At 69.4% G+C, this 19,255-nt stretch carries 17 protein-coding genes and 1 pseudogene; 5 read left to right on the forward strand and 13 right to left on the reverse strand.

Annotation, left to right across the window (positions count from 1 at the left end):
• Positions 1–106: 106 nt before the first annotated feature.
• Complete coding sequence (rne, locus tag PKO50_RS21430) at positions 107–3,373, forward strand: ribonuclease E (RefSeq protein ID WP_275627177.1); 3,267 nt, start codon at positions 107–109, stop codon at positions 3,371–3,373.
• Between the two features lie 351 nt (positions 3,374–3,724).
• Here rne and murB read toward each other — a convergent pair whose 3' ends face one another.
• From murB to PKO50_RS21470, 8 genes and pseudogenes are all read right to left on the reverse strand, one after another.
• Complete coding sequence (gene murB, locus PKO50_RS21435) at positions 3,725–4,744, reverse strand: UDP-N-acetylmuramate dehydrogenase (protein ID WP_275627178.1); 1,020 nt, start codon at positions 4,742–4,744, stop codon at positions 3,725–3,727.
• Positions 4,741–5,202 (reverse strand): low molecular weight protein-tyrosine-phosphatase, encoded by a 462-nt coding sequence (locus tag PKO50_RS21440; protein ID WP_275627179.1) that lies wholly within the window; start codon positions 5,200–5,202, stop codon positions 4,741–4,743. The genes murB and PKO50_RS21440 overlap by 4 nt, the downstream gene beginning before the upstream one ends.
• Complete coding sequence (gene kdsB / locus PKO50_RS21445) at positions 5,202–5,966, reverse strand: 3-deoxy-manno-octulosonate cytidylyltransferase (protein WP_109934033.1); 765 nt, start codon at positions 5,964–5,966, stop codon at positions 5,202–5,204. Before kdsB ends, PKO50_RS21440 begins: the two co-directional genes overlap by 1 nt.
• A 5-nt stretch (positions 5,967–5,971) precedes the next feature.
• On the reverse strand, positions 5,972–6,157 hold the full coding sequence (locus PKO50_RS21450) for a Trm112 family protein (protein WP_009621404.1): 186 nt from the start codon (positions 6,155–6,157) through the stop codon (positions 5,972–5,974).
• A 39-nt stretch (positions 6,158–6,196) separates the two neighbouring features.
• The gene (gene lpxK, locus PKO50_RS21455) at positions 6,197–7,195 is read right to left on the reverse strand and encodes a tetraacyldisaccharide 4'-kinase (protein ID WP_275627180.1); all 999 of its coding nucleotides are present in this window, start codon (positions 7,193–7,195) and stop codon (positions 6,197–6,199) included.
• Positions 7,195–7,641 carry a biopolymer transporter ExbD gene (locus tag PKO50_RS21460; protein ID WP_275627181.1) on the reverse strand — a complete coding sequence of 149 codons (447 nt, stop codon included), beginning with the start codon at positions 7,639–7,641 and terminating at the stop codon, positions 7,195–7,197. The genes lpxK and PKO50_RS21460 overlap by 1 nt, the downstream gene beginning before the upstream one ends.
• Positions 7,638–8,273, reverse strand: coding sequence for a MotA/TolQ/ExbB proton channel family protein (locus tag PKO50_RS21465; protein ID WP_009621398.1), 636 nt, complete (start codon positions 8,271–8,273; stop codon positions 7,638–7,640). Before PKO50_RS21465 ends, PKO50_RS21460 begins: the two co-directional genes overlap by 4 nt.
• Before the next feature lie 72 nt (positions 8,274–8,345).
• Positions 8,346–10,564, reverse strand: a pseudogene (locus tag PKO50_RS21470) (DNA internalization-related competence protein ComEC/Rec2).
• 123 nt (positions 10,565–10,687) lie between these two features.
• Here PKO50_RS21470 and PKO50_RS21475 point away from each other — a divergent pair.
• A complete protein-coding gene (locus tag PKO50_RS21475) occupies positions 10,688–11,218 on the forward strand; it encodes a DUF2062 domain-containing protein (protein ID WP_089392606.1) in 531 nt (176 codons plus the stop codon).
• 452 nt (positions 11,219–11,670) lie between these two features.
• On the opposite strand, the gene PKO50_RS21480 is transcribed toward PKO50_RS21475, so the two are convergent.
• From PKO50_RS21480 to PKO50_RS21490, 3 genes are read right to left on the reverse strand one after another with little or no spacing between them, the layout of a single operon-like run.
• Complete coding sequence (locus PKO50_RS21480; RefSeq protein WP_275627182.1) at positions 11,671–12,921, reverse strand: lipoprotein-releasing ABC transporter permease subunit; 1,251 nt, start codon at positions 12,919–12,921, stop codon at positions 11,671–11,673.
• 16 nt (positions 12,922–12,937) lie between these two features.
• Positions 12,938–13,621 carry a lipoprotein-releasing ABC transporter ATP-binding protein LolD gene (lolD, locus tag PKO50_RS21485; RefSeq protein WP_109936815.1) on the reverse strand — a complete coding sequence of 228 codons (684 nt, stop codon included), beginning with the start codon at positions 13,619–13,621 and terminating at the stop codon, positions 12,938–12,940.
• Positions 13,614–14,867 (reverse strand): lipoprotein-releasing ABC transporter permease subunit, encoded by a 1,254-nt coding sequence (locus tag PKO50_RS21490; RefSeq protein WP_275627183.1) that lies wholly within the window; start codon positions 14,865–14,867, stop codon positions 13,614–13,616. Before PKO50_RS21490 ends, lolD begins: the two co-directional genes overlap by 8 nt.
• A gap of 134 nt (positions 14,868–15,001) precedes the next feature.
• Here PKO50_RS21490 and PKO50_RS21495 point away from each other — a divergent pair, with 134 nt between their 5' ends.
• The 3 genes from PKO50_RS21495 to PKO50_RS21505 are packed head-to-tail and all read left to right on the forward strand — an operon-like array spanning position 15,002 to position 16,613.
• Positions 15,002–15,580 carry a PilZ domain-containing protein gene (locus PKO50_RS21495; protein ID WP_109936813.1) on the forward strand — a complete coding sequence of 193 codons (579 nt, stop codon included), beginning with the start codon at positions 15,002–15,004 and terminating at the stop codon, positions 15,578–15,580.
• The gene (locus PKO50_RS21500) at positions 15,577–15,894 is read left to right on the forward strand and encodes a phosphodiesterase (protein WP_275627184.1); all 318 of its coding nucleotides are present in this window, start codon (positions 15,577–15,579) and stop codon (positions 15,892–15,894) included. Before PKO50_RS21495 ends, PKO50_RS21500 begins: the two co-directional genes overlap by 4 nt.
• Entirely contained in the window at positions 15,891–16,613 is a 723-nt protein-coding gene (locus tag PKO50_RS21505; RefSeq protein WP_089392612.1) for a glycerophosphodiester phosphodiesterase, read from the forward strand. The genes PKO50_RS21500 and PKO50_RS21505 overlap by 4 nt, the downstream gene beginning before the upstream one ends.
• 42 nt (positions 16,614–16,655) lie before the next feature.
• Here the strand turns inward: PKO50_RS21505 and sthA are convergent, their stop codons facing one another.
• Both sthA and PKO50_RS21515 read right to left on the reverse strand, forming a co-directional pair.
• The gene (gene sthA, locus PKO50_RS21510; protein WP_109936811.1) at positions 16,656–18,050 is read right to left on the reverse strand and encodes a Si-specific NAD(P)(+) transhydrogenase; all 1,395 of its coding nucleotides are present in this window, start codon (positions 18,048–18,050) and stop codon (positions 16,656–16,658) included.
• A 175-nt stretch (positions 18,051–18,225) separates the two neighbouring features.
• Positions 18,226–19,233: an FAD:protein FMN transferase gene (locus PKO50_RS21515; RefSeq protein ID WP_275630510.1), complete on the reverse strand. Its 1,008-nt coding sequence runs from the start codon at positions 19,231–19,233 to the stop codon at positions 18,226–18,228.
• Between the last annotated feature and the right edge of the window lie 22 nt (positions 19,234–19,255).

Raw genomic sequence — 19,255 nt, forward strand, 5'->3', positions numbered from 1 at the left:
GACACGGGAATGGTCCGCCATTCCTGAGTACGCGCCTGAGCACCGACCGTGAGAGTCGTGGGTGCCGATTGCCGTTTCCGGTGGCCCCGGAAACCATTGGTACTACATGAAAAGAATGCTGATCAACGCAACTCAACCCGAAGAGTTGCGTGTAGCGCTGGTAGATGGCCAGCGTCTGTTCGACCTGGACATCGAGTCCGGCGCGCGCGAACAGAAGAAGGCCAACATCTACAAGGGCCGCATCACCCGCGTCGAGCCCAGCCTGGAAGCCGCCTTCGTCGACTTCGGCGCCGAGCGCCACGGTTTCCTCCCCCTCAAGGAAATTTCCCGCGAGTACTTCAAGAAGAACCCCGAAGGGCGCATCAACATCAAGGATGTGCTCAGCGAAGGCCAGGAAGTCATCGTCCAGGTCGAGAAGGAAGAACGCGGCAACAAGGGCGCAGCCCTGACCACCTTCATCAGCCTGGCCGGTCGCTACCTGGTGCTGATGCCGAACAATCCCCGCGCCGGCGGCATCTCCCGCCGCATCGAGGGCGAGGAGCGCAACGAACTGCGCGAAGCCCTGAACGGCCTCAACGCCCCCGCCGACATGGGCCTGATCGTCCGCACCGCGGGCCTTGGCCGCAGCTCCGAAGAGCTGCAATGGGACCTGGACTACCTGCTGCAACTGTGGGGCGCCATCAAGGAAGCCTCCGGCGAGCGCGGCGCGCCCTTCCTGATCTACCAGGAAAGCAACGTCATCATCCGCGCCATCCGCGACTACCTGCGCCAGGACATCGGCGAAGTGCTGATCGACAGCATCGACGCCCAGGAAGAAGCCCTGAACTTCATCCGCCAGGTGATGCCGCAGTACGCCAGCAAGGTCAAGCTGTACCAGGACAGCGTTCCGCTGTTCAACCGCTTCCAGATCGAAAGCCAGATCGAGACCGCCTTCCAGCGCGAAGTGAAGCTGCCCTCCGGCGGCTCCATCGTCATCGACCCGACCGAGGCCCTGGTCTCCATCGACATCAACTCGGCGCGCGCCACCAAAGGCGGCGACATCGAGGAAACCGCCCTGCAGACCAACCTGGAAGCGGCCGAGGAAATCGCCCGCCAGTTGCGCCTGCGTGACATCGGCGGCCTGATCGTCATCGACTTCATCGACATGACCCCGGCGAAGAACCAGCGCGCCGTGGAAGAGCGCGTGCGCGAGGCCCTCGAGGCCGACCGTGCACGCGTCCAGGTCGGCCGCATCTCGCGCTTCGGCCTGCTGGAGATGTCCCGCCAGCGCCTGCGCCCGTCCCTCGGCGAGACCAGCGGCATCGTCTGCCCGCGTTGCAACGGCCAGGGCATCATCCGCGACGTGGAATCCCTGTCGCTGGCCATCCTGCGCCTGATCGAGGAAGAAGCGCTGAAGGACCGCACCGCGGAAGTCCGCGCCCGCGTACCCTTCCAGGTCGCCGCCTTCCTGCTCAACGAGAAGCGCAACGCCATCACCAAGATCGAGCTGCGCACCCGCGCGCGCATCTTCATCCTGCCCGACGAGCACCTGGAAACCCCGCACTTCGAAGTGCAGCGCCTGCGTGACGACAACCCGGACCTGCTGGTCGGCCACACCAGCTACGAGATGGCCCTGGTCGAGCACGAGGAAGTCCAGCCGGTCAGCGCCACCCGCACCCTGGTCCGCCAGGAAGCCGCGGTGAAGACCGTTTCCCCGCAGACCCCCGCCCCGCAGCAGGCCGAGCAGGCCGCCGCGCCGCAGCCGGTGGAAGCCACCAAGCCGATGCCGCAGCCGAGCCTGTTCCAGGGCCTGGTCAAGTCGCTGGTGAGCCTGTTCGCCGGCAAGGAAGAAGAGGCCAAGCCGGCCGTCAGCGCCGAGAAGCCCGCCAGCGAGCGCAGTTCGACCCCGGACGAGCGCCGCAACGGCCGCCAGCAGAACCGTCGCCGTGACGGCGGCCGTCGCGACGACGAGCGCAAGCCCCGCGAAGAGCGTGGCGAACGCAACGAGCGCCGCCGCGAAGAACGTGCCGAGCGTCCGGCCCGCGAAGAGCGCCAGCCGCGTGAAGAACGCGCCGAACGCCAGCCCCGCGAGGAGCGTCAGCCGCGCGAAGAACGCGCCGAGCGCCAGCCCCGCGAGGAACGCCAGCCGCGTGAAGAGCGCGCCGAGCGTCAACCCCGCGAGGAGCGCCAGCCGCGCGAAGAGCGTGCCGAACGTCAGCCCCGCGAGGAACGCCAACCGCGCGAAGAACGCGCCGAGCGTCAACCGCGCGAGGAACGCCAGCCGCGTGAAGAACGTGCCGAGCGCCAGCCCCGCGAGGAGCGTCAGCCGCGCGAAGAACGTGCCGAGCGCCAGCCGGGCGAAGAGCGTCAGCCCCGCGAGGAACGCCAGCCGCGCGAAGAGCGTGGTGAGCGTCGCGAACGTGGCGAACGCCAGCCCCGCGAGGAACGCCAGGCCCGCGAAGCCGCACTGGAAGCCGAAGAGCTGCCGAACAGCGAGGAGCTGCTGGAGCAGGACGACCAGGAAGGTGGCGATGACGAGCGTCCGCGCCGCCGTTCCCGTGGCCAGCGTCGCCGCAGCAACCGCCGCGAGCGTCAGCGCGAAGTCGGCGTGGACGGCCTGGAGGCCGGCGAGCAGCCGGAAGGTAGCGAGTCGCCGTCCGCCCCGGCTCTGGTCGCAACCGGCGCCGCCGCGGTAGCCGTGGTCGCCGAGCAGGTCGCCGAGCAGGTCGTCGAAGCTGCCAGCGAGCAGGCCGTCGAGCCGATCGCTGCCGTCGAGGCCAGCGCCGAGTCCGTGGTGGTCTCCGAGACCCACGAGGAAAGCGCCGGCGAGCAGATCGTCGAGTTCAGCCTGCAGCCGAGCGAATCCGCCCCGGCCGCCGTCGAACCGGCCGAGCAGCCTGCCGCGGAAGCCGTGGTCGAGGCCGCTCCGGTCGTCGAAAGCGCCCCCGTCGAATCCCAGGTGGTCGAAGCCCCGGCCGTCCAGGCCGAGCCCGCTGTCGCCGCAGCGAGCCAGGACGACGCACAGCTGTCGGCCAACGCCACCGGCCGCGCCCTGAACGACCCGCGCGAGCGTCGTCGCCTGCAGCGCGAAGCCGAGCGCCTGGCCCGTGAAGCCGCGGAAGCTGCCGCTGCCGCTCCGGCCGTCGTGGAAACCGCTGTCGTCGAACAGGCCGCCGAGGTGGAAGTCGTCGCCGAGCAGCAAGTCGAGGCCGCGGAAGAAAGCGTCGTGGAAGCGGCCCAGGAAGCCGTTGAGGCACCTGCTGCCGAAGCTGCCGAAGCTGCCGAAGCTGCCGAAGCTGCCGAAGGCGAGCAGGCCATCCAGGCCGTCGAGGAGCAAGTCGAAGCCGACAAGGCCGAGCAGCACCGCGAAGAAGTGGAAAAGCACCACGGCTGATCGCCCGCGTGCTGAAAAAAGGGGATGCCTAGGCATCCCCTTTTTTTATGATTCCAGGATTGCGTAGGACGGATAGAGCCTCCTACCGGGAAACGCCATGCCTCACGACACCTGTAGGAGCGGGCCCTGCCCGCGATTTCGCGCGCAGGGCGCGCTCCTACAGGGGAATGGTGCGGTAGGGCGGCGTAGGAGCGGATCTCATCCGCGAATCGCGCCGGAACGTCCGGTGATCGCGGACAAGGTCCGCTCCTACACCCATACTGGTGGGCATGGCTCGCTCCTACGAAGAGCACCACGGACAAAAAAGGCGCTTGCCGGCAACGGCAAGCGCCTTTTTCCAACCCGCACACCTCAGTAGAGGTTGGGCTCCATCTCCAGCTCGACGCCGAAGCGCTGGCGGATGTCCTCGCGGATGCGCTCGGCCAGCGCCTGGATCTGCGCCCCGCTGGCGCCGCCGTAGTTGACCAGCACCAGCGCCTGCTGGGCATGCACGCCGGCGGCGCCGTCGCGGAAGCCCTTCCAGCCGGCCTTGTCGATCAGCCAGCCGGCGGCCAGCTTGACCTGGCCATCGGCCTGGGGATAGGCCACCAGGTCCGGGAATTCGCCACGCAGGCGCTCGGCCAGCGCGGCGGACACCAGCGGGTTCTTGAAGAAGCTGCCGGCATTGCCCAGCACCGCCGGGTCGGGCAGCTTCTCGCGGCGGATGGCGCAGATCACCCGTGCCACATCGGTGGGAGTGGGTGCGTCTATACCCTCCTCCGCCAGACGCTGGCGCACCGGACCATAGTCCAGGTGCAGGCTGGCCTTGCGCGCGAGCCTCAGGCGCACGCGCAGGATCACCCAGCGCCCCGGCTCGCGCTTGAACAGGCTCTCGCGGTAGGCGAAGGCGCAATCGTCCAGGTGGAACTCGCGCAGGCCGCCGCTGTGGCGGTCCAGCGCCACCAGGCTGTCGAACACGTCCTTCAGCTCCACGCCGTAGGCGCCGATGTTCTGCATGGGCGCGGCGCCCACGGTGCCGGGGATCAGGCTGAGGTTCTCCAGACCGGCGAAACCCTGCTCCAGGCTCCAGCGCACCAGGTCGTCCCAGACCTCGCCGGCCTCGGCCTCGATGCGCACCTGGTCGCCGTCGTCCTCGAGGATGCGCACGCCGCGGCTGGCCATGCGCAGCACCAGGGCCTCGACATCGCGGCTCAGCAGCAGGTTGCTGCCGCCGCCGAGCACCAGCAGCGGCAGGTCGTGCTCCACCGCCAGGGCGAGGCCCCGCATCACGTCCTGGTCGTCGCGGGCCTCGGCGAACAGCCGCGCCCGCGCCTCGATGCCGAAGGTATTGAAGGCTTTCAGGGATACGTCTTTGTGCAGGACCAGGCTCACAGGCGCCCCTTCACTTCCAGCAGCAGGGCGTCGCAGGCCAGCTCGATCAGGTCCAGCACCTGCTCGAAACCGGCCTCGCCGCCGTAATAGGGATCGGGCACCTCGTCCAGCGCGCCGGCGTAGCGGCGCAGGAACAGGTCCAGTTCGGCGGGGCCGTTGCCCCGCAGGCGTTCGAGGTGGGCCAGGTTGCTCAGGTCCATGGCCAGGATCAGGTCGAAGTCGGCGAAATCAGCGGCGCCGACCTGCCGCGCACGCAGTGCCGAGAGGTCGTAGCCACGGCGCATGGCGGCGACGCGGGTACGGGCGTCCGGCGCCTTGCCCACATGCCAGTCGCCGGTGCCAGCGGAGTCGACGGTCACCCGCGACTCCAGCCCGGCCTCGCGCAGCTTGTGGCGGAACACGCCCTCGGCGGTGGGCGAACGGCAGATGTTGCCCAGGCAGACGAAGAGAACCCGCATCAGCCCCCCAGGATGCGCCTGACGCGCTCCAGGTCCTCGGCGGTGTCCACCCCGGCCTGCGGCGCCTCCAGGGCGTCGGCCACGTGGATGCGCACACCGTGCCAGAGCGCCCGCAGCTGCTCCAGGCACTCGCTGTCCTCCAGCCAGCACGGGCCCCAGGCGACGAAATCGCGGAGGAAGCGCGCGCGGTAGGCGTAGATGCCGATGTGGCGGCGGAACGGAACGCCCGCCGGCAGGCTGTCCGGCGCCTTGGCGAAGGCGTCGCGGGCCCAGGGCAGCGGCGCGCGGCTGAAGGTCAGGGCCAGGCCGTCCAGGTCGGTCACCACCTTCACCACGTTGGGGTTGAACAGCGCGGCCAGCTCGTGGATCGGCTCGGCCAGGGTGGCGATGCCGGCTTCCGGGTGGGCCGCCAGGTTGGCCGCCACCTGGTCGATGATGGCCGGCGGGATCAGCGGCTCGTCGCCCTGCACGTTGACCACGATGGCGTCGTCGGCCAGGCCCAGGGCGTCGGCCACCTCGGCCAGGCGGTCGGTGCCGGAGTTGTGGTCGACGCGGGTCAGCAGCGCCTCGGCGCCGAAGACGTTGGCCGCCTCGAGGATGCGCGCATCGTCGGTGGCGATCACCACGCGGTTGGCGCCGCTCTTGCGCGCCTGCTCCCAGACGTGCTGGACCATGGGCTTGCCGCAGATGTCCTGCAGCGGCTTGCCGGGCAGGCGGGTGGAGGCGAAACGGGCCGGGATGACGACGGTGAAGGCCTGGCTCATCTCGGTCACTTGTCCAGGCGTTCGTCGACGTTCAGGGTGCGGGCCTCGCCCTCGAGCATCACCGGGATGCCGTCGCGCACCGGGTAGGCCAGGCCGTCGGCCTTGCAGATCAGTTCGGACTTGTCGTCGGTGAGCTTCAGCGGCCCCTTGCACAGCGGGCAGGCGAGGATGTCGAGGAGTTTCGGGTCCATGGCGGAATCCTTGGAAAGCAGGGGTGGCGGGGCCACCCGTCAGCGCGCGATCAGACGCTCGAGCCGGGCGTCGAACCAGGCGACGAAGGCCGGGGATGGCTGCGCGTCGACGGCGAGGTACCACCAGTCGGCGGCGGCGAAGGCCCGGCATTTCACCGCGTCCTTCTCGGTCATCAGCAGCGGCAGCGGCGGGCTGAATTGCAACTGCCCGGCGCTGTAGGCCGCGTGGTCCGGGAAGGCGTGCGGAACAGGCCGCCAGTGTAGCGCCTCGAGCGTCGCGAAGAAACGCCGGGGGTTGCCGATGCCGGCCAGGGCGTGGACCTGCTGGCCCGGCGGGAAGTGCGTCAGGTCGGCGCGCTCGCCGCTGCGCAGGTTGACCAGCGCGCTCGGCTGCAGGACGAAGGAAAAGGCGCCGGCCGGGTCGCTGCTGGCGCCGTTGTAGAGCACCGCGTCCACCGAATCCAGGCGCTCGGCCGGCTCGCGCAGGGGGCCGGCCGGCAGGCAGCGGCGGTTGCCCAGGCCGCGGGCGGCGTCGATCAGCACCAGCTCCAGGTCGCGGGCCAGGCGGTAGTGCTGCAGGCCGTCGTCGCAGAGGATCAGGTCAACCGGCTCCTCGGCCAGCAGCGCGCGCACCGCTGCCGGGCGGTCCGGATCGATGACCAGGGGCACGCCACTGCGCTGGACGATCATCAGCGGCTCGTCGCCGGCCTGCTCCGCGCGCTGTTCGGCGCGCACCCGCCAGGGCAGGCTCGGCGGCCTGGCGCCATAGCCGCGGCTGACCACGCCGACCGCAAGGCCGCGGGCGCGGCAGCGCTCGATCAGCCAGAGGATCATCGGCGTCTTGCCGGTGCCGCCGACGGTGATGTTGCCGACCACGATGACCGGCACCGGGGCGCGGTAGGCCTGGCGGCGGCCTTCCAGGTAGTCGGCGCGCTTGCGCAGGGCGATGCGCCGGTACAGCGCCTCCAGCGGGCGCAGCAGGCCGAGGGCCGGGTGGCCCTGGTACCAGGCCTGCAGCAGGCGCTCGGAAAACGCCATCAGGGCTTGGCCGCCGGCTGCGCCTCGACGGTGGTGATGCGCAGGTGGCTGAAGCCGAGCTTGCCGGCGGCGTCCATGGCGGTGACCACCGACTGGTGGGTGGCCTTGCCGTCGGCGGTGATCACCACCGGCAGGCTGCTGTCGCCGGCGGATTCCTTCTGCATCGCCGCCATCAGGGTGGCGATGTCGCCGTTGACCAGGTTCTGGCCGTTCAGCGCGTAGTGGCCGGCGGCGTCGATGTCCAGTTCCAGCGGCTTGATGTCGGTGGCTTCCGGCGGGGTGCCGCTGACCGCCTCGGGCAGCTCGACCTTCAGCTGCGTCGGCCGGCTGAAGGTGGTGGTGACCACGAAGAACAGCAGCAGGACGAAGATCACGTCGATCAGCGACGCCAGGTTGATGAACACGTCATCGCGGGCGGCGCTGCCGTTTCTGCGGCGGAATTTCACGCTTTGCCATCCTCGGAGAGGTCGACCTCGCGGTCGCCCTGGACCATTTCCACCAGCTTGATCGCTTCCTGCTCCATGGCCACCACCAGTTCATCGACGCGGCGCAGCAGGTAGCGATGGAAGAACACGGCCGGGATGGCCACGATCAGGCCGGAAGCGGTGGTCACCAGGGCCTTGGAGATGCCGCCGGCGAGCTGCGGGGCATTGGCCATGCCGTCGCCCATGAAGGCGCTGAAGATCTGGATCATGCCGAACACGGTGCCCAGCAGGCCGAGCAGCGGGGCCATGGCGGCGATGGTGCCGAGGGCGTTGAGGTAGCGCTCCATCTCGTGGATCACCCGGCCGGCGGCTTCCTCGATGCATTCCTTCATGATCTCGCGGCCATGCTTGGAGTTGACCAGGCCGGCGGCGAGCACCTCACCCAGCGGGGAAGACGCCTTGAGTTCCTTGAGCGCCTGGCTGTTCAGCTTCTTGTCCTTGATCTGCTTCCACACCTGGCCCAGCAACTGCGGCGGGGCGATGCGGCTGCGGCGCAGGGTCCAGAGTCGTTCGGCGACGATGGCGGTGGCGGCGATGGAGCTCAGAATGATCGGCAGCATCATCCAGCCGCCGGCTTTGACCAGTTCCCACACAGTGGCGAATCCCCTGAAAAAAAGTGGCGACACTCTAGCACAGGGCCCCTGCCCCGCCGACCGTCGCCGTTCTCATTTTTCCCTCCAGAATCCGGCGTTTTCGCGCGCGCCCCGCACCTCTCCATGCTGGCCCAGGAGCAGGCGCAGGGCGCCCGCGACAGCCACATCGTGAACCCTGACACTCCGTTCGGCGAAGCGCTGCAGCACCTCCTCGGACGGATGGCCATGGGCGTTGTGGCGGGAGCGGGAAACCAGCGCGGCGCGGGGCGCCAGTTGCCTCACGAAGGCCGCCGAGGAAGCGCTGCGGCTGCCGTGGTGGCCGGCCACCAGCCAGTCGGCCCGGGCCCCGGGATGGCTGGCCAGCCAGGCCGCCTCGCCGGCGGCCGGCAGGTCGCCGGTGAGCAGCAGGCTTTCGCCCCGCGCCTCGATGTGCAGCACGCAGGAGCGGCCGTTGCTGTCGGCAGCCTGGTCCCAGTACCAGGTCGAGAAACGCACGCCGTCCAGCCACCAGGTTTCGGCGCGGCAGGGCTCGGCGGCCAGGGGCGCGGGCAGGCGCCGCGGCTCGCCGCTGATCAGCCGCGCCGCCGGCAAGGCTTCCAGCACGGCGCGGGCGCCGCCGGCATGGTCGTTGTCGCCATGGCTGAGCAGCAGCACGTCCAGGCGCCGGACACCCAGGCCGCGCAGGGTCGGCAGCACCGCCACCTCGCCGAGGTCGAACTCGCCCCGGCGCGGCCCGGCGTCGTACAGCCAGGCATGGTTGCGGGTGCGGACCAGCACCGAGAGCCCCTGCCCCACGTCGAGCACGCGCACCTCGGCGTAGCCGTGGGCCGGCGCGCTGGCGTGCGGCCAGAACATCGGCAGCAGCAGCGCCAGGCCCAGCGGCCGCAGCGGCAGCCCGGCCGGCGCCAGGCACAGCAGCGTCCCGAGCAGGGCCAGCAGGATGCTCCAGGCTGGCGGCGCCATGGGATGCCAGGCCGGGGAATACCACGACAGGCGCGCGAGCACGCCGAGCAGGCCGTCGAGCACGGCGCCAGCCAGCCACAGCAGCCCCTCGCCGGCCACTGGCAGCCACAGCAGCAGGCTGCCGGCCAGCGCCAGCGGCACCACCAGCAACTCGATGCAGGGCACCGCCAGCAGGTTCGCCAGGGCGCCGGACGGGCTCAGCGGCAGGCCCAGGGCCAGCAGCAGCGGGGCCAGCCCCAGGGCCATGAGCCCTTGCGCGCGGCCCCAGGCCAGCCACACCGGCCAGCGCCCCAGGCGCCCGGCGAAGCCGTAGACGAGCAGCGCCACCGCGGCGAAGGACAGCCAGAAGCCGGGGCTCAGGCTGACCAGCGGATCGACCAGCAGGACCACCACCAGGGCGCCGAGCAACGGCCACCAGACGCCCTGGCGGCGGAACCGCAGGCGCCACAGCAGGACCATGCTGAGCATCAGGCAGGCCCGCAGCGCCGGCACCTCCAGCCCGGCGACCCAGCCGTAGCCCCAGGCGCCGGCGACCGCGGCGGCACAGGCGCAGGGCAGCCAGGGCAGGCGCGCCGGCCAGGCCCCAGGCGCGCCAGGCCGGCCACCAGGGCATAGAGCAGACCGCCCAGCAGGGAAATGTGCGAACCGGAGATCACCATCAGGTGCAGGGTGCCGGTGTCCTGCAGCATGTCCCAGTCCGCCCGGCCCAGGCCGCTACCATCGCCCAGGACCAGCGCCACCAGGTAGGCGTTGCGGCCCCGGGCGTCCACGGCCAGCAGCCGTTCCTTCCAGGCCTCGCGCCAGGCCATGGGGCCCGCGGCCCCGGCAAGGCGCTGGCCATCCTTGACGCTGCCGGTGGCGCCTATGCCGTCGGCCGCCAGCCAGGCCTCGTAGTCGAAGCCGAAGTCGTTGGCCAGGCCATGGGGGCGGCGCAGGGTCACGGCCAGGCGCCAGCGCTCCCCCGCGCGCAGCTGCGGGCCGCCGTACCAGGACAGGCGCAGGCGCTGGGGCAAGGCCAGGCGGGCCTGGACGTCCTCCAGCTCGAAGCGGACGATGCCCTCCGCGGCAGCCGGCAGGCCGGTGACCTGCCCTTCCAGCCACAGCGTCCGCCCATCCAGCTCAGGAGCCAGGCGCCCTTCCCAGGCGTGGTGGGCGTACAGGCAGGCCCAGGCGAAGCCGAGCAGGAAGAGCGCCACCGCGAGGTGGCGCCGATACAGGCACAGCAGCGCCATTCCGACCAACGGCAGCAAGGCCGCCAGGGGCGGCAACTGGGGCAGGAAACGTAGCAGCAACAGGCCGCAGGCCAGCGCCATCATCCCTGTACGCACGGGTTGCCTCCCTGGCAGCGGGTCCGGTGCACCACGGCCGGTTACACATGGACATAGTTGATGAACGGAAGCCGTCATCCAGCTAGGCATAATGGCCGGTGTTCGTCTGCCAGAGATTTCCCCATGCCGCGCCGACTTTTCCAGCGCTACATGCCGGACCCCGAGCTGATCAGGAACCACAAGTCCCTGCGCTGCTTCGGGCCCCTGTTGCACTCGCCCAACCTCTGGCACCTGAATCGAAGGTCGGTATCCCGCGCCATGGGCATGGGCCTGTTCGCCGCCTTCGTGCCCATTCCGCTGCAGATGCTGCTGGCCGCCACCCTGGCGGTCTGGGTGCGCGCCAACCTGCCGATCTCGGTGGGCCTGGTCTGGCTGACCAACCCCATCACCATGCCGCCGGTGTTCTACTGCACCTACAAGATGGGCGCCTGGGTCATGGGCGTGCCGGCCCGCACCCTGCCGGAGAACCTCACCTGGGAATGGATCAGCGGCGAACTGTCGCTGCTCTGGCAGCCCTTCCTGCTGGGTTCGATCATCTGCGGCCTGCTGGTGGGCCTGCTCGGCTACCTGGCCACCCAGGCCTACTGGCGCTGGTGGATCGGCCGCAGCTGGCGGCGGCGCCAGGCATTGCGCAACCTGCAGCGGGGGTTGTGAGCCCCTTGCAGGAGCGGACCTTGTCCGCGATAGCCGGAGCTATCGGCGCGGTTCGCGGATGAGATCCGCTCCTACGCTGCCCCACCCACGCCATTCCCCTGTAGGAGCGCGCCCTGCGCGCGAATCGCGAGCAGGGCCCGCTCCTACACCCCACCATGCGGCATGGGGCGCCTGTAGGAGCGGACCTTGTCCGCGATAGCCGGAGGTATCGGCGCGGTTCGCGGATGAGATCCGCTCCTACGCCGCCCCACCCATGCCATCCCCCTGTAGGAGCGCGCCCTGCGCGCGATTTCGCGGGCAGGGCCCGCTCCTACAGTCTGCCGGGAGGTACGGCATTTCCCTGTAGGAGCAACTTTGTCCGCGATAGGCCGGGTCCGGGCACGGACTATCGCGATAGGCTCGCTGCGAAACCCGCCCCATCACGAAGAAGCCGCCCCGGGGGGCGGCTTCGTTCATTCGTAGCGCAGCGCTTCGGCCGGCTGGGTCCTGGCGGCGCGCCAGGCCGGGTAGAGCGTGGCGAGGAAGCTCATCAGCAGGGCCGCGCTGCACACCAGCAGCACGTCCGTCACCTGCACGTCGGAGGGCAGGTAGTTGATGAAGTAGACGTCGGAGCTGAACACGTGGGTGCCCAGGGCCTTCTCCATCGCCGAGACGATGGCGGTGACGTTGAACGCCGCCAGCACGCCCAGGGTGCCGCCGACCAGGGTGCCGATCACCCCGATCACCGTGCCCTGGACCATGAAGATGGTCATGATCTGCCCCGGCGTCGCGCCCAGGGTGCGGAGGATGGCGATGTCGGTGCGCTTGTCGGCCACCACCATGATCAGCGTGGCGATGATGTTGAAGGCCGCCACCGCCACGATCAGCAGCAGCAGCAGGCCGATCATGGTCTTCTCCATCTTCATGGCGCCGAACAGGCTGCCCTGGGTGTGCGTCCAGTCCACCGAACGGAAGCCCTGGCCCAGCTCCGCGGCGATGCGCTGCCCCACTTCCGGCGCCTGGAACAGGTCCTTCAGGGCGATGCGCACGCTCTGCACCTGGCCCGGTTCCCAGCGCAGCAGGTGCGCGGCGTCGTCGACGTGGACCAGCGCCAGGGTGCCGTCCAGCTCGGCGCCGACCTTGAACACCCCGACCACGTTCAGCCGCTGCATGCGCGGCGTCACGCCACCGGCCGCGGAGGTGGACTCGGGGACGATCAGCAGCAGGCTGTCGCCGACGTTGACGCGGAAGCGCCGCGCGGTGATCTCGCCGATCACCACCCCGGACTCGCCGGACTTCAGCGCGGCCAGGCTGCCCTGGACCATGTGCGAGCCGATGATCGAGACCTTCGGTTCCAGGACCGGGTCGATGCCATCCACCTCGATCGGCTGCATCATGCCCTTGAACGAGAGCATGCCGTCCAGCTCGGTGTAGGGCACCGCGCCGACCACCTCGCGGTGCTTCGAGGCCGCGGCGGCCACCGCCTGCCAGTCGGCCAGCGGCTTACCGTCGGCGTTCTGCAGCACGGCATGGGGCACCATGCCGAGGATGCGCGAGCGCATCTCCTTCTGGAACCCGTTCATCACCGAGAGCACCACGATCATCGCCAGCACCCCGAGGGTCAGGCCGATCATCGAGGTCAGGGAGATGAAGGAGATGTAGTGGTTGCGCTTCTTGGCCCGGGTGTAGCGGGTGCCGACGAAGATCGATAGGGGTCTGAACATGGCGTCTGCGGCTCGATCAGGCAGCGATCAGGCGGCCGTCCTCCAGGCGCAGCACGCGGTCCATCTGCTGCGCCAGGTGCGGGTCGTGGGTCACCACCAGGAAGGCCGTCTGCAGCGACTGCGACAGTTCGAGCATCAGCTCCTGGATGGAATGCGCGGTGTGCTGGTCGAGGTTGCCGGTGGGCTCGTCGAGCAGCACCAGCTGCGGGCGGTTGACCAGGGCGCGGGCGATGGCCACGCGCTGGCGCTCGCCGCCGGACAGCTCCGAGGGCTTGTGCTGCAGGCGCGGCTTCAGGCCCACCCGCTCCAGCAGCGCGCTGGCGCGCTCGCGGGCCTCGGGGATCGGCGTGCGGCCGATCAGCAGCGGCATGCAGACGTTCTCCAGGGCGGTGAACTCCGGCAGCAGGTGGTGGAACTGGTAGACGAAGCCCAGCGCGCGGTTGCGCAGCAGGCCGCGCTGCTTCTCGTTGAGCGCCGACAGCTCCTCGCCGGCCAGCCAGACGCTGCCGCTGCTGGGGATGTCGAGGCCGCCGAGCATGTTCAGCAGGGTGCTCTTGCCGGAGCCGGAGCTGCCGACGATGGCCACGCGCTCGCCGGGGAACAGCTCCAGCTGCACGTCGACCAGCACCTCGACCGACTGCGGGCCCTCCTCGTAGCTCTTGCGCAGGTTGCGGCAGCTCAGGACGGTCTTGTCACTCATAACGCAGGGCCTCCGCGGGCTGGGTGCGGGCGGCACGCCAGGCCGGATACAGGGTGGCGAAGAAACTCAGGATCAGCGCGGCGGCGCACACCAGGATCACGTCCTCGCGCATCAGCTGCGAGGGCAGGTAATCGATGAAGTAGACGTCCGAGCTGAGGAACTTGTGGCCGATCAGCCTTTCCAGCAGGGCGATGGCGTCGCTCACCCTGAGCGCCGCGAGCACGCCGAGCAGGCCGCCGATGAAGGTGCCGATCACGCCGATCACGCTGCCCTGGACCATGAAGATGGCCATGATCTGCCCCGGCGTGGCGCCCAGGGTGCGGAGGATGGCGATGTCCGACTTCTTGTCGGTGACCACCATGACCAGGGTGGAGATGATGTTGAAGGCGGCCACCGCGACTATCAGCAGCAGCAGCAGGCCGATCATGGATTTCTCCATCTGGATGGCCTGGTAGAGGTTGCCGTGGGTGCGCGTCCAGTCGCGGGCGTAGAAGTCGTTGCCCTTGAGGTCATGGGCGATTTCCCAGGCGGTGCGCGGCGCCTGGAACAGGTCGTCGAGCTTCAGGCGCAGGCCCTGCACCTCGCCGTCCTTGTAGCGCTGCATGCGCGCGGCGTCCTCGACGTGGGCCATGGCCACGTAGCCGTCCAGCTCGCCGGCGCCGACGTGGAAGATGCCGGCCACGGTGAAGCGCTTCATGCGCGGGAAGATGCCGGCGGGGGTCACCGAGACCTCGGGGGCGACGAAGGTGACCTTGTCGCCGACCTTCACCCCCAGGTTGGCCGCGGCCTTGTCGCCGATGATGATGCCGAACTCGCCGGGCCTGAGGCTGGCCAGGCTGCCCTGCCTGAAGAAGTCGCCGATGATCGAGACCTTGCCTTCCTCGGCCGGGTCCACGGCGTTGATCAGCACCTTCTGTACCACGCCGTTGTTGCTCAGCAGGCCCTGCATCTGGATGAAGGGCGCCACTTCCAGCACGTTGCGGTGCCGCGCCTTGATCTGCCCGGCCAGGCCTCGCCAGTCGTCGATCGGCTGGTAGGCCTCGACGGTGGCGTGGGGCACCATGCCCAGCACCCGGGTGCGCATCTCGTGGTCGAAGCCGTTCATCACCGAGAGCACCACGATCATCACCATGACGCCGAGGGCCAGGCCGATCATGGAGGTCAGGGAGATGAAGGAAACGAAGTGGCTGCGGCGCTTGGCGCGGGTGTAGCGCGTCCCGATATAGACGGAAAGAGGTCTGAACATGTGGGGCCGTTGTCAGGGGATTGGGGCGTCGGTCCGGCCGGCATCCGCTGCCGCGGAGGGATTGCGGAGGCCATTGTGGCGAGCTGCGGCGGGCGGCTTTACACTCAGACCATTACTGCCGCCGTGGGTTCGCCATGTCCACTCCAGACGCGGATGACCGCCGCGAATACTACCGTATCGAGGACCGCCTCGCACTGGAATTTCGCCCGATTCCGGAGGACGCGGAGCAGGCGGCGCAAGCGTTGCAGGATGATTCGCCGCTGTTCAACCTGCTCGGCGACCTGCACCTGCTGGAAGTGGAGGCGCAGCACCTGCTGCGGCAGATCGCCGAGCGCGACCGCCCCCTGGCCAGCTACCTGAAGCTGCTCGACAAGCGCCTGGACCTGGTCGCCGGCGCCCTCGCCCGCGGGCTGCTGGAGCAGGTCGGCCCGGCGCAGCCGGTGGTCCTTTCCGAGGGCGGCATCGCCTTCCTCGCCCCCGAGCCCCTGCTCGCCGGCCAGCTGCTGGCGCTGAAGCTGGTGCTGCTGCCCCAGGCCCTGGGCCTGAGCCTGCGCGCGCGGGTCACCCACTGCGAGTCGCGCGGGCTTGGCGAATACGAGATCGGCACCCTGTTCGAGAACCTCGAGGAGCCGCAGCGCCAGCTGCTGGCCCGGCACATCCTGCAGAAACAGGCGGCCGAACGGCGCCAGGCGAAGGACCGCGACGACTCATGAAGGCCCTGCACACCCCCTTCCTGCTGCTGTGCCTGGGCATGGCCCTGCCGGCCGCGGCAGACACCCTGGAAATCCCCATCGGCGCCCAGGGCGACGCCCGTATCGCCCTGCCCGCCCGCGGCGAGAGCCGGCGCGCCGTGCTGGAGCGCTTCGGCCTGCCCGACGAGGAGCACCCCGCCGTGGGCAGCCCGCCGATCACCCGCTGGGACTACCGCGAATTCAGTGTCTATTTCGAATACGATCACGTGGTCGACGCGGTTCGCGCGCATCGTCCGCAGAACCCGATCCTTCCCTCTCCCAAGGAGCCCCAGTGACTCTCATCTATGGCCATCGCGGCGCCAAAGGCGAAGCGCCGGAAAACACCCTGACCAGCTTCCAGCGCTGCCTGGAGCATGGCGTGACGCGTTGCGAGCTGGACCTGCACCTGTCCCGCGACGGCGAGCTGATGGTGATCCACGACCCCACCCTCAAGCGCACCACCGGGCGCCGCGGCAAGGTGTCCGAGCAACTGGCCGAGGACCTGGTCACCTACGACGCGCGCCAGGGCGGGCCGGGCTGGGTGCGCCCCTGCCCCATCCCGCGGCTGGCCGAGCTGTTCGAGCGCTGCGAGTTCGAGCACTGGCAGCTGGAGGTCAAGAGCGCCTCGCGCGAGCGCGCGGCGCGCACCGTGCAGGCCATCCACCAGTTGGTGGGGCGCTTCGGCCTGCGCGAGCGCATCACCGTGACGTCCAGCTCGCGCACCGTGCTGCGCGCGCTGCAGCAACTGACGCCGGACCTGGCGCGCGGGCTGGTGGCCGAATACGCCTGGCTCGACCCGCTGAAGGTGGCGGCGAACTACGGTTGCGAGCTGCTGGCGCTGAACTGGACGCTGTGCACCCCCGAGCGGCTGCTCAAGGCGCAGAAGCAGGGGCTGCACGTGTCGGTGTGGACGGTCAACGAACCGGCGCTGATGCGCCGGCTCGCCGACTTCGGCGTGGACAGCCTGATTACAGACTTTCCCGGTTTGGCCACTGCCACGCTCGGGAATCGCTGAGCGGGTCGCCCCCGGCCGGCTCAGGCCGCCGGTCGGGGTACTTCAGAAAAGCCGGTTGAGGCCGTCGAACGCCGCTACGCGGTAGGCTTCGGCCATGGTCGGGTAGTTGAAGGTGGTGTTGACGAAGTACTTCAGGGTGTTCAGCTCGCCCGGCTGGTTCATGATCGCCTGGCCGATGTGAACGATCTCCGAGGCCTGGTCGCCGAAGCAATGCACGCCGAGGATCTCCAGTGTCTCGCGGTGGAACAGGATCTTCAGCATGCCCACCGGCTCGTTGGAGATCTGCGCGCGGGCCATGCCCTTGAAGAATGCCTTGCCCACTTCGTAGGGAATCTTCGCCGCGGTCAGCTCGTGCTCGTTCTTGCCGATGGAGCTGATCTCCGGGATGGTGTAGATACCGGTGGGCACGTCGTTGACGAAGCGCCAGCTGTCCTGCTCGACGATGTTGCCGGCGGCCGAGCGGCCCTGGTCGTAGGCGGCGCTGGCCAGGCTCGGCCAGCCGATCACGTCGCCCGCGGCGTAGATGTTCGACACCGAGGTGCGGTAGTTCTCGTCCACCTCGATCTGGCCGCGGCTGTTGACCTTGATGCCGATGTTCTCCAGGCCCAGGCGGTCGGTGTTGCCGGTACGGCCGTTGCACCACAGCAGGGCGTCGGCCTTGATCTTCTTGCCCGACTTCAGGTGCAGGATCACGCCGTTGTCCAGGCCCTCGACGCGCTCGTACTCCTCGTTGTGGCGCACCAGCACGTTGTTGTTGCGCAGGTGGTAGCTCAGGGCGTCGGAGATTTCGTCGTCGAGGAAGCTCAGCAACTGGTCGCGGGTGTCGATCAGGTCGACCAGCACGCCCAGGCCGCTGAAGATCGAGGCGTATTCGCAGCCGATCACCCCGGCTCCGTAGATGATCAGCCGGCGCGGGGTGTGGCTCAGCGAGAGGATGGTGTCGCTGTCGTAGACCCGCGGGTGGTTGAAGTTGATGTCCGCCGGGCGGTACGGGCGCGAGCCGGTGGCGATGACGAACTGGTCGGCGACCAGGCGCTCCACCGCGCCGCTGGGGGTCACCACCTCGACGGTGCGCTCGTCGACGAAGCTGGCGGTGCCGTTGAACATGTCGATGCGGTTGCGCGCGTAGTAGCCGGTGCGCGAGGCCACCTGCTTGTTGATCACCTTTTCGGCGCTCTTGAGCACGTCGGGGAAGGAGAACCAGCGCGGCTCGCCGATCTGGCGGAACATCGGGTTGGTGTTGAACTCGATGATCTGCTTCACCGAGTGACGCAGCGCCTTGGACGGGATGGTGCCCAGGTGCGTGCAGTTGCCGCCGACCACGCGACGGCTGTCCACCACCGCCAGCTTGCGCCCGTACTTGGAGGCGTTCATCGCCGCCCCCTCGCCCGCCGGGCCCGTGCCGAGAATCACCACGTCGTAGTTGTAGACAGCCATGCGTACTCCTTCAGAACAGGCCGGGGCGCCCCTGCGGCGCGTCCGGCGAAGTCCCGGCGCGCTCGCCGGGGACGATCGATCGTTGCTGGCAGCTTAGCCTCGCCGCAAAGCGCTGCACATTAGCGCTTGGTCGGTCGGTAGGCGAGTTTTGCCATCACTACATTTCCTGCGGCCTTCACCGCCACACCGGCTCCGGGAAGAGTTCGGCGAAGCGCGTGCTGGCGCGCGTGGCGAAACCCTGCCCCTGGTGCACGACGAACCAGGCGGCCAGCCCGTGCTGCTCGGCGTAGCGGTAGCCCTCGTCCGGGCCCAGCACCATCAGCAGCGTCGACAGGCCGTCGGCGTGCAGCGTGGAGCGGTCGACCACGGTCACCGCCGCCAGTGTGTGCCGCACCGGCGTGCCGGTGCGCGCATCGAAGGTGTGCGAGTAACGCTGCCCACCTTCCTCGAAATAGTTGCGGTAGTCGCCCGAGGTCGAGACCCCGTAGCCGTCCACCGCCAGCGAGCGCGCCACGGTGCGCTCGCGTTCGCCGCTGGGCACCTCCAGCGCCACCCGCCAGGGCGAGCCGTCGGGCTTGTGGCCCATGGCCTTGAGCTCGCCGGTGATCTCCACCAGGTAGTCCTTCACGCCCAGCTCGGCCAGGCGCTGGCCGACGCGGTCCACCGCGTAGCCGGCGACGATGCTGTCGAAATCCAGCTGCGCCGCCACGTCCTTGCACACCAGGCTGCCGTCCACCCGCACGTGGCGGTAGCCGACGCGCGCCCGCTCACGCTCCAGCGCCGCGGCCGCCGGCACCTGCTCGCCGCGGGACTGCGGGCCGAAGCCCCAGAGGTTCATCAGCGGCTCGACGGTGAGGTCGAAGGCGCCGGTGCTGGTCTCGGACAGCTCGTTGCCGTAGCGCAGCAGCTCCACCAGCTCGGTCGGCATGGCCTGGCAGGCGCCGGCCGGCAAGGCATTGAAGCGGGAGACCTCGGAGTCGTCGCGGTAGGTGGAGAACTGCCGGTCGAGTTCGCCGAGAATGCCCTCGACCTCCGCCTGCAGGCGCTGCGGCGCGGGGCTCTGCGCCGTGGGCAGGTACTGCACGGAATAGCTGCTGCCCATGGTCGGGCCGCCGAAGCGCTCGACGCGCTCGCCGCAACCGGCCAACGCCAATAGCCCCAAGCACAACCAGATGCCACGCAACACGCCACCTCCATTCCCCTGC

The organism is Pseudomonas sp. 273 (assembly GCF_029201425.1).
GTDB lineage: Bacteria > Pseudomonadota > Gammaproteobacteria > Pseudomonadales > Pseudomonadaceae > Pseudomonas > Pseudomonas delhiensis.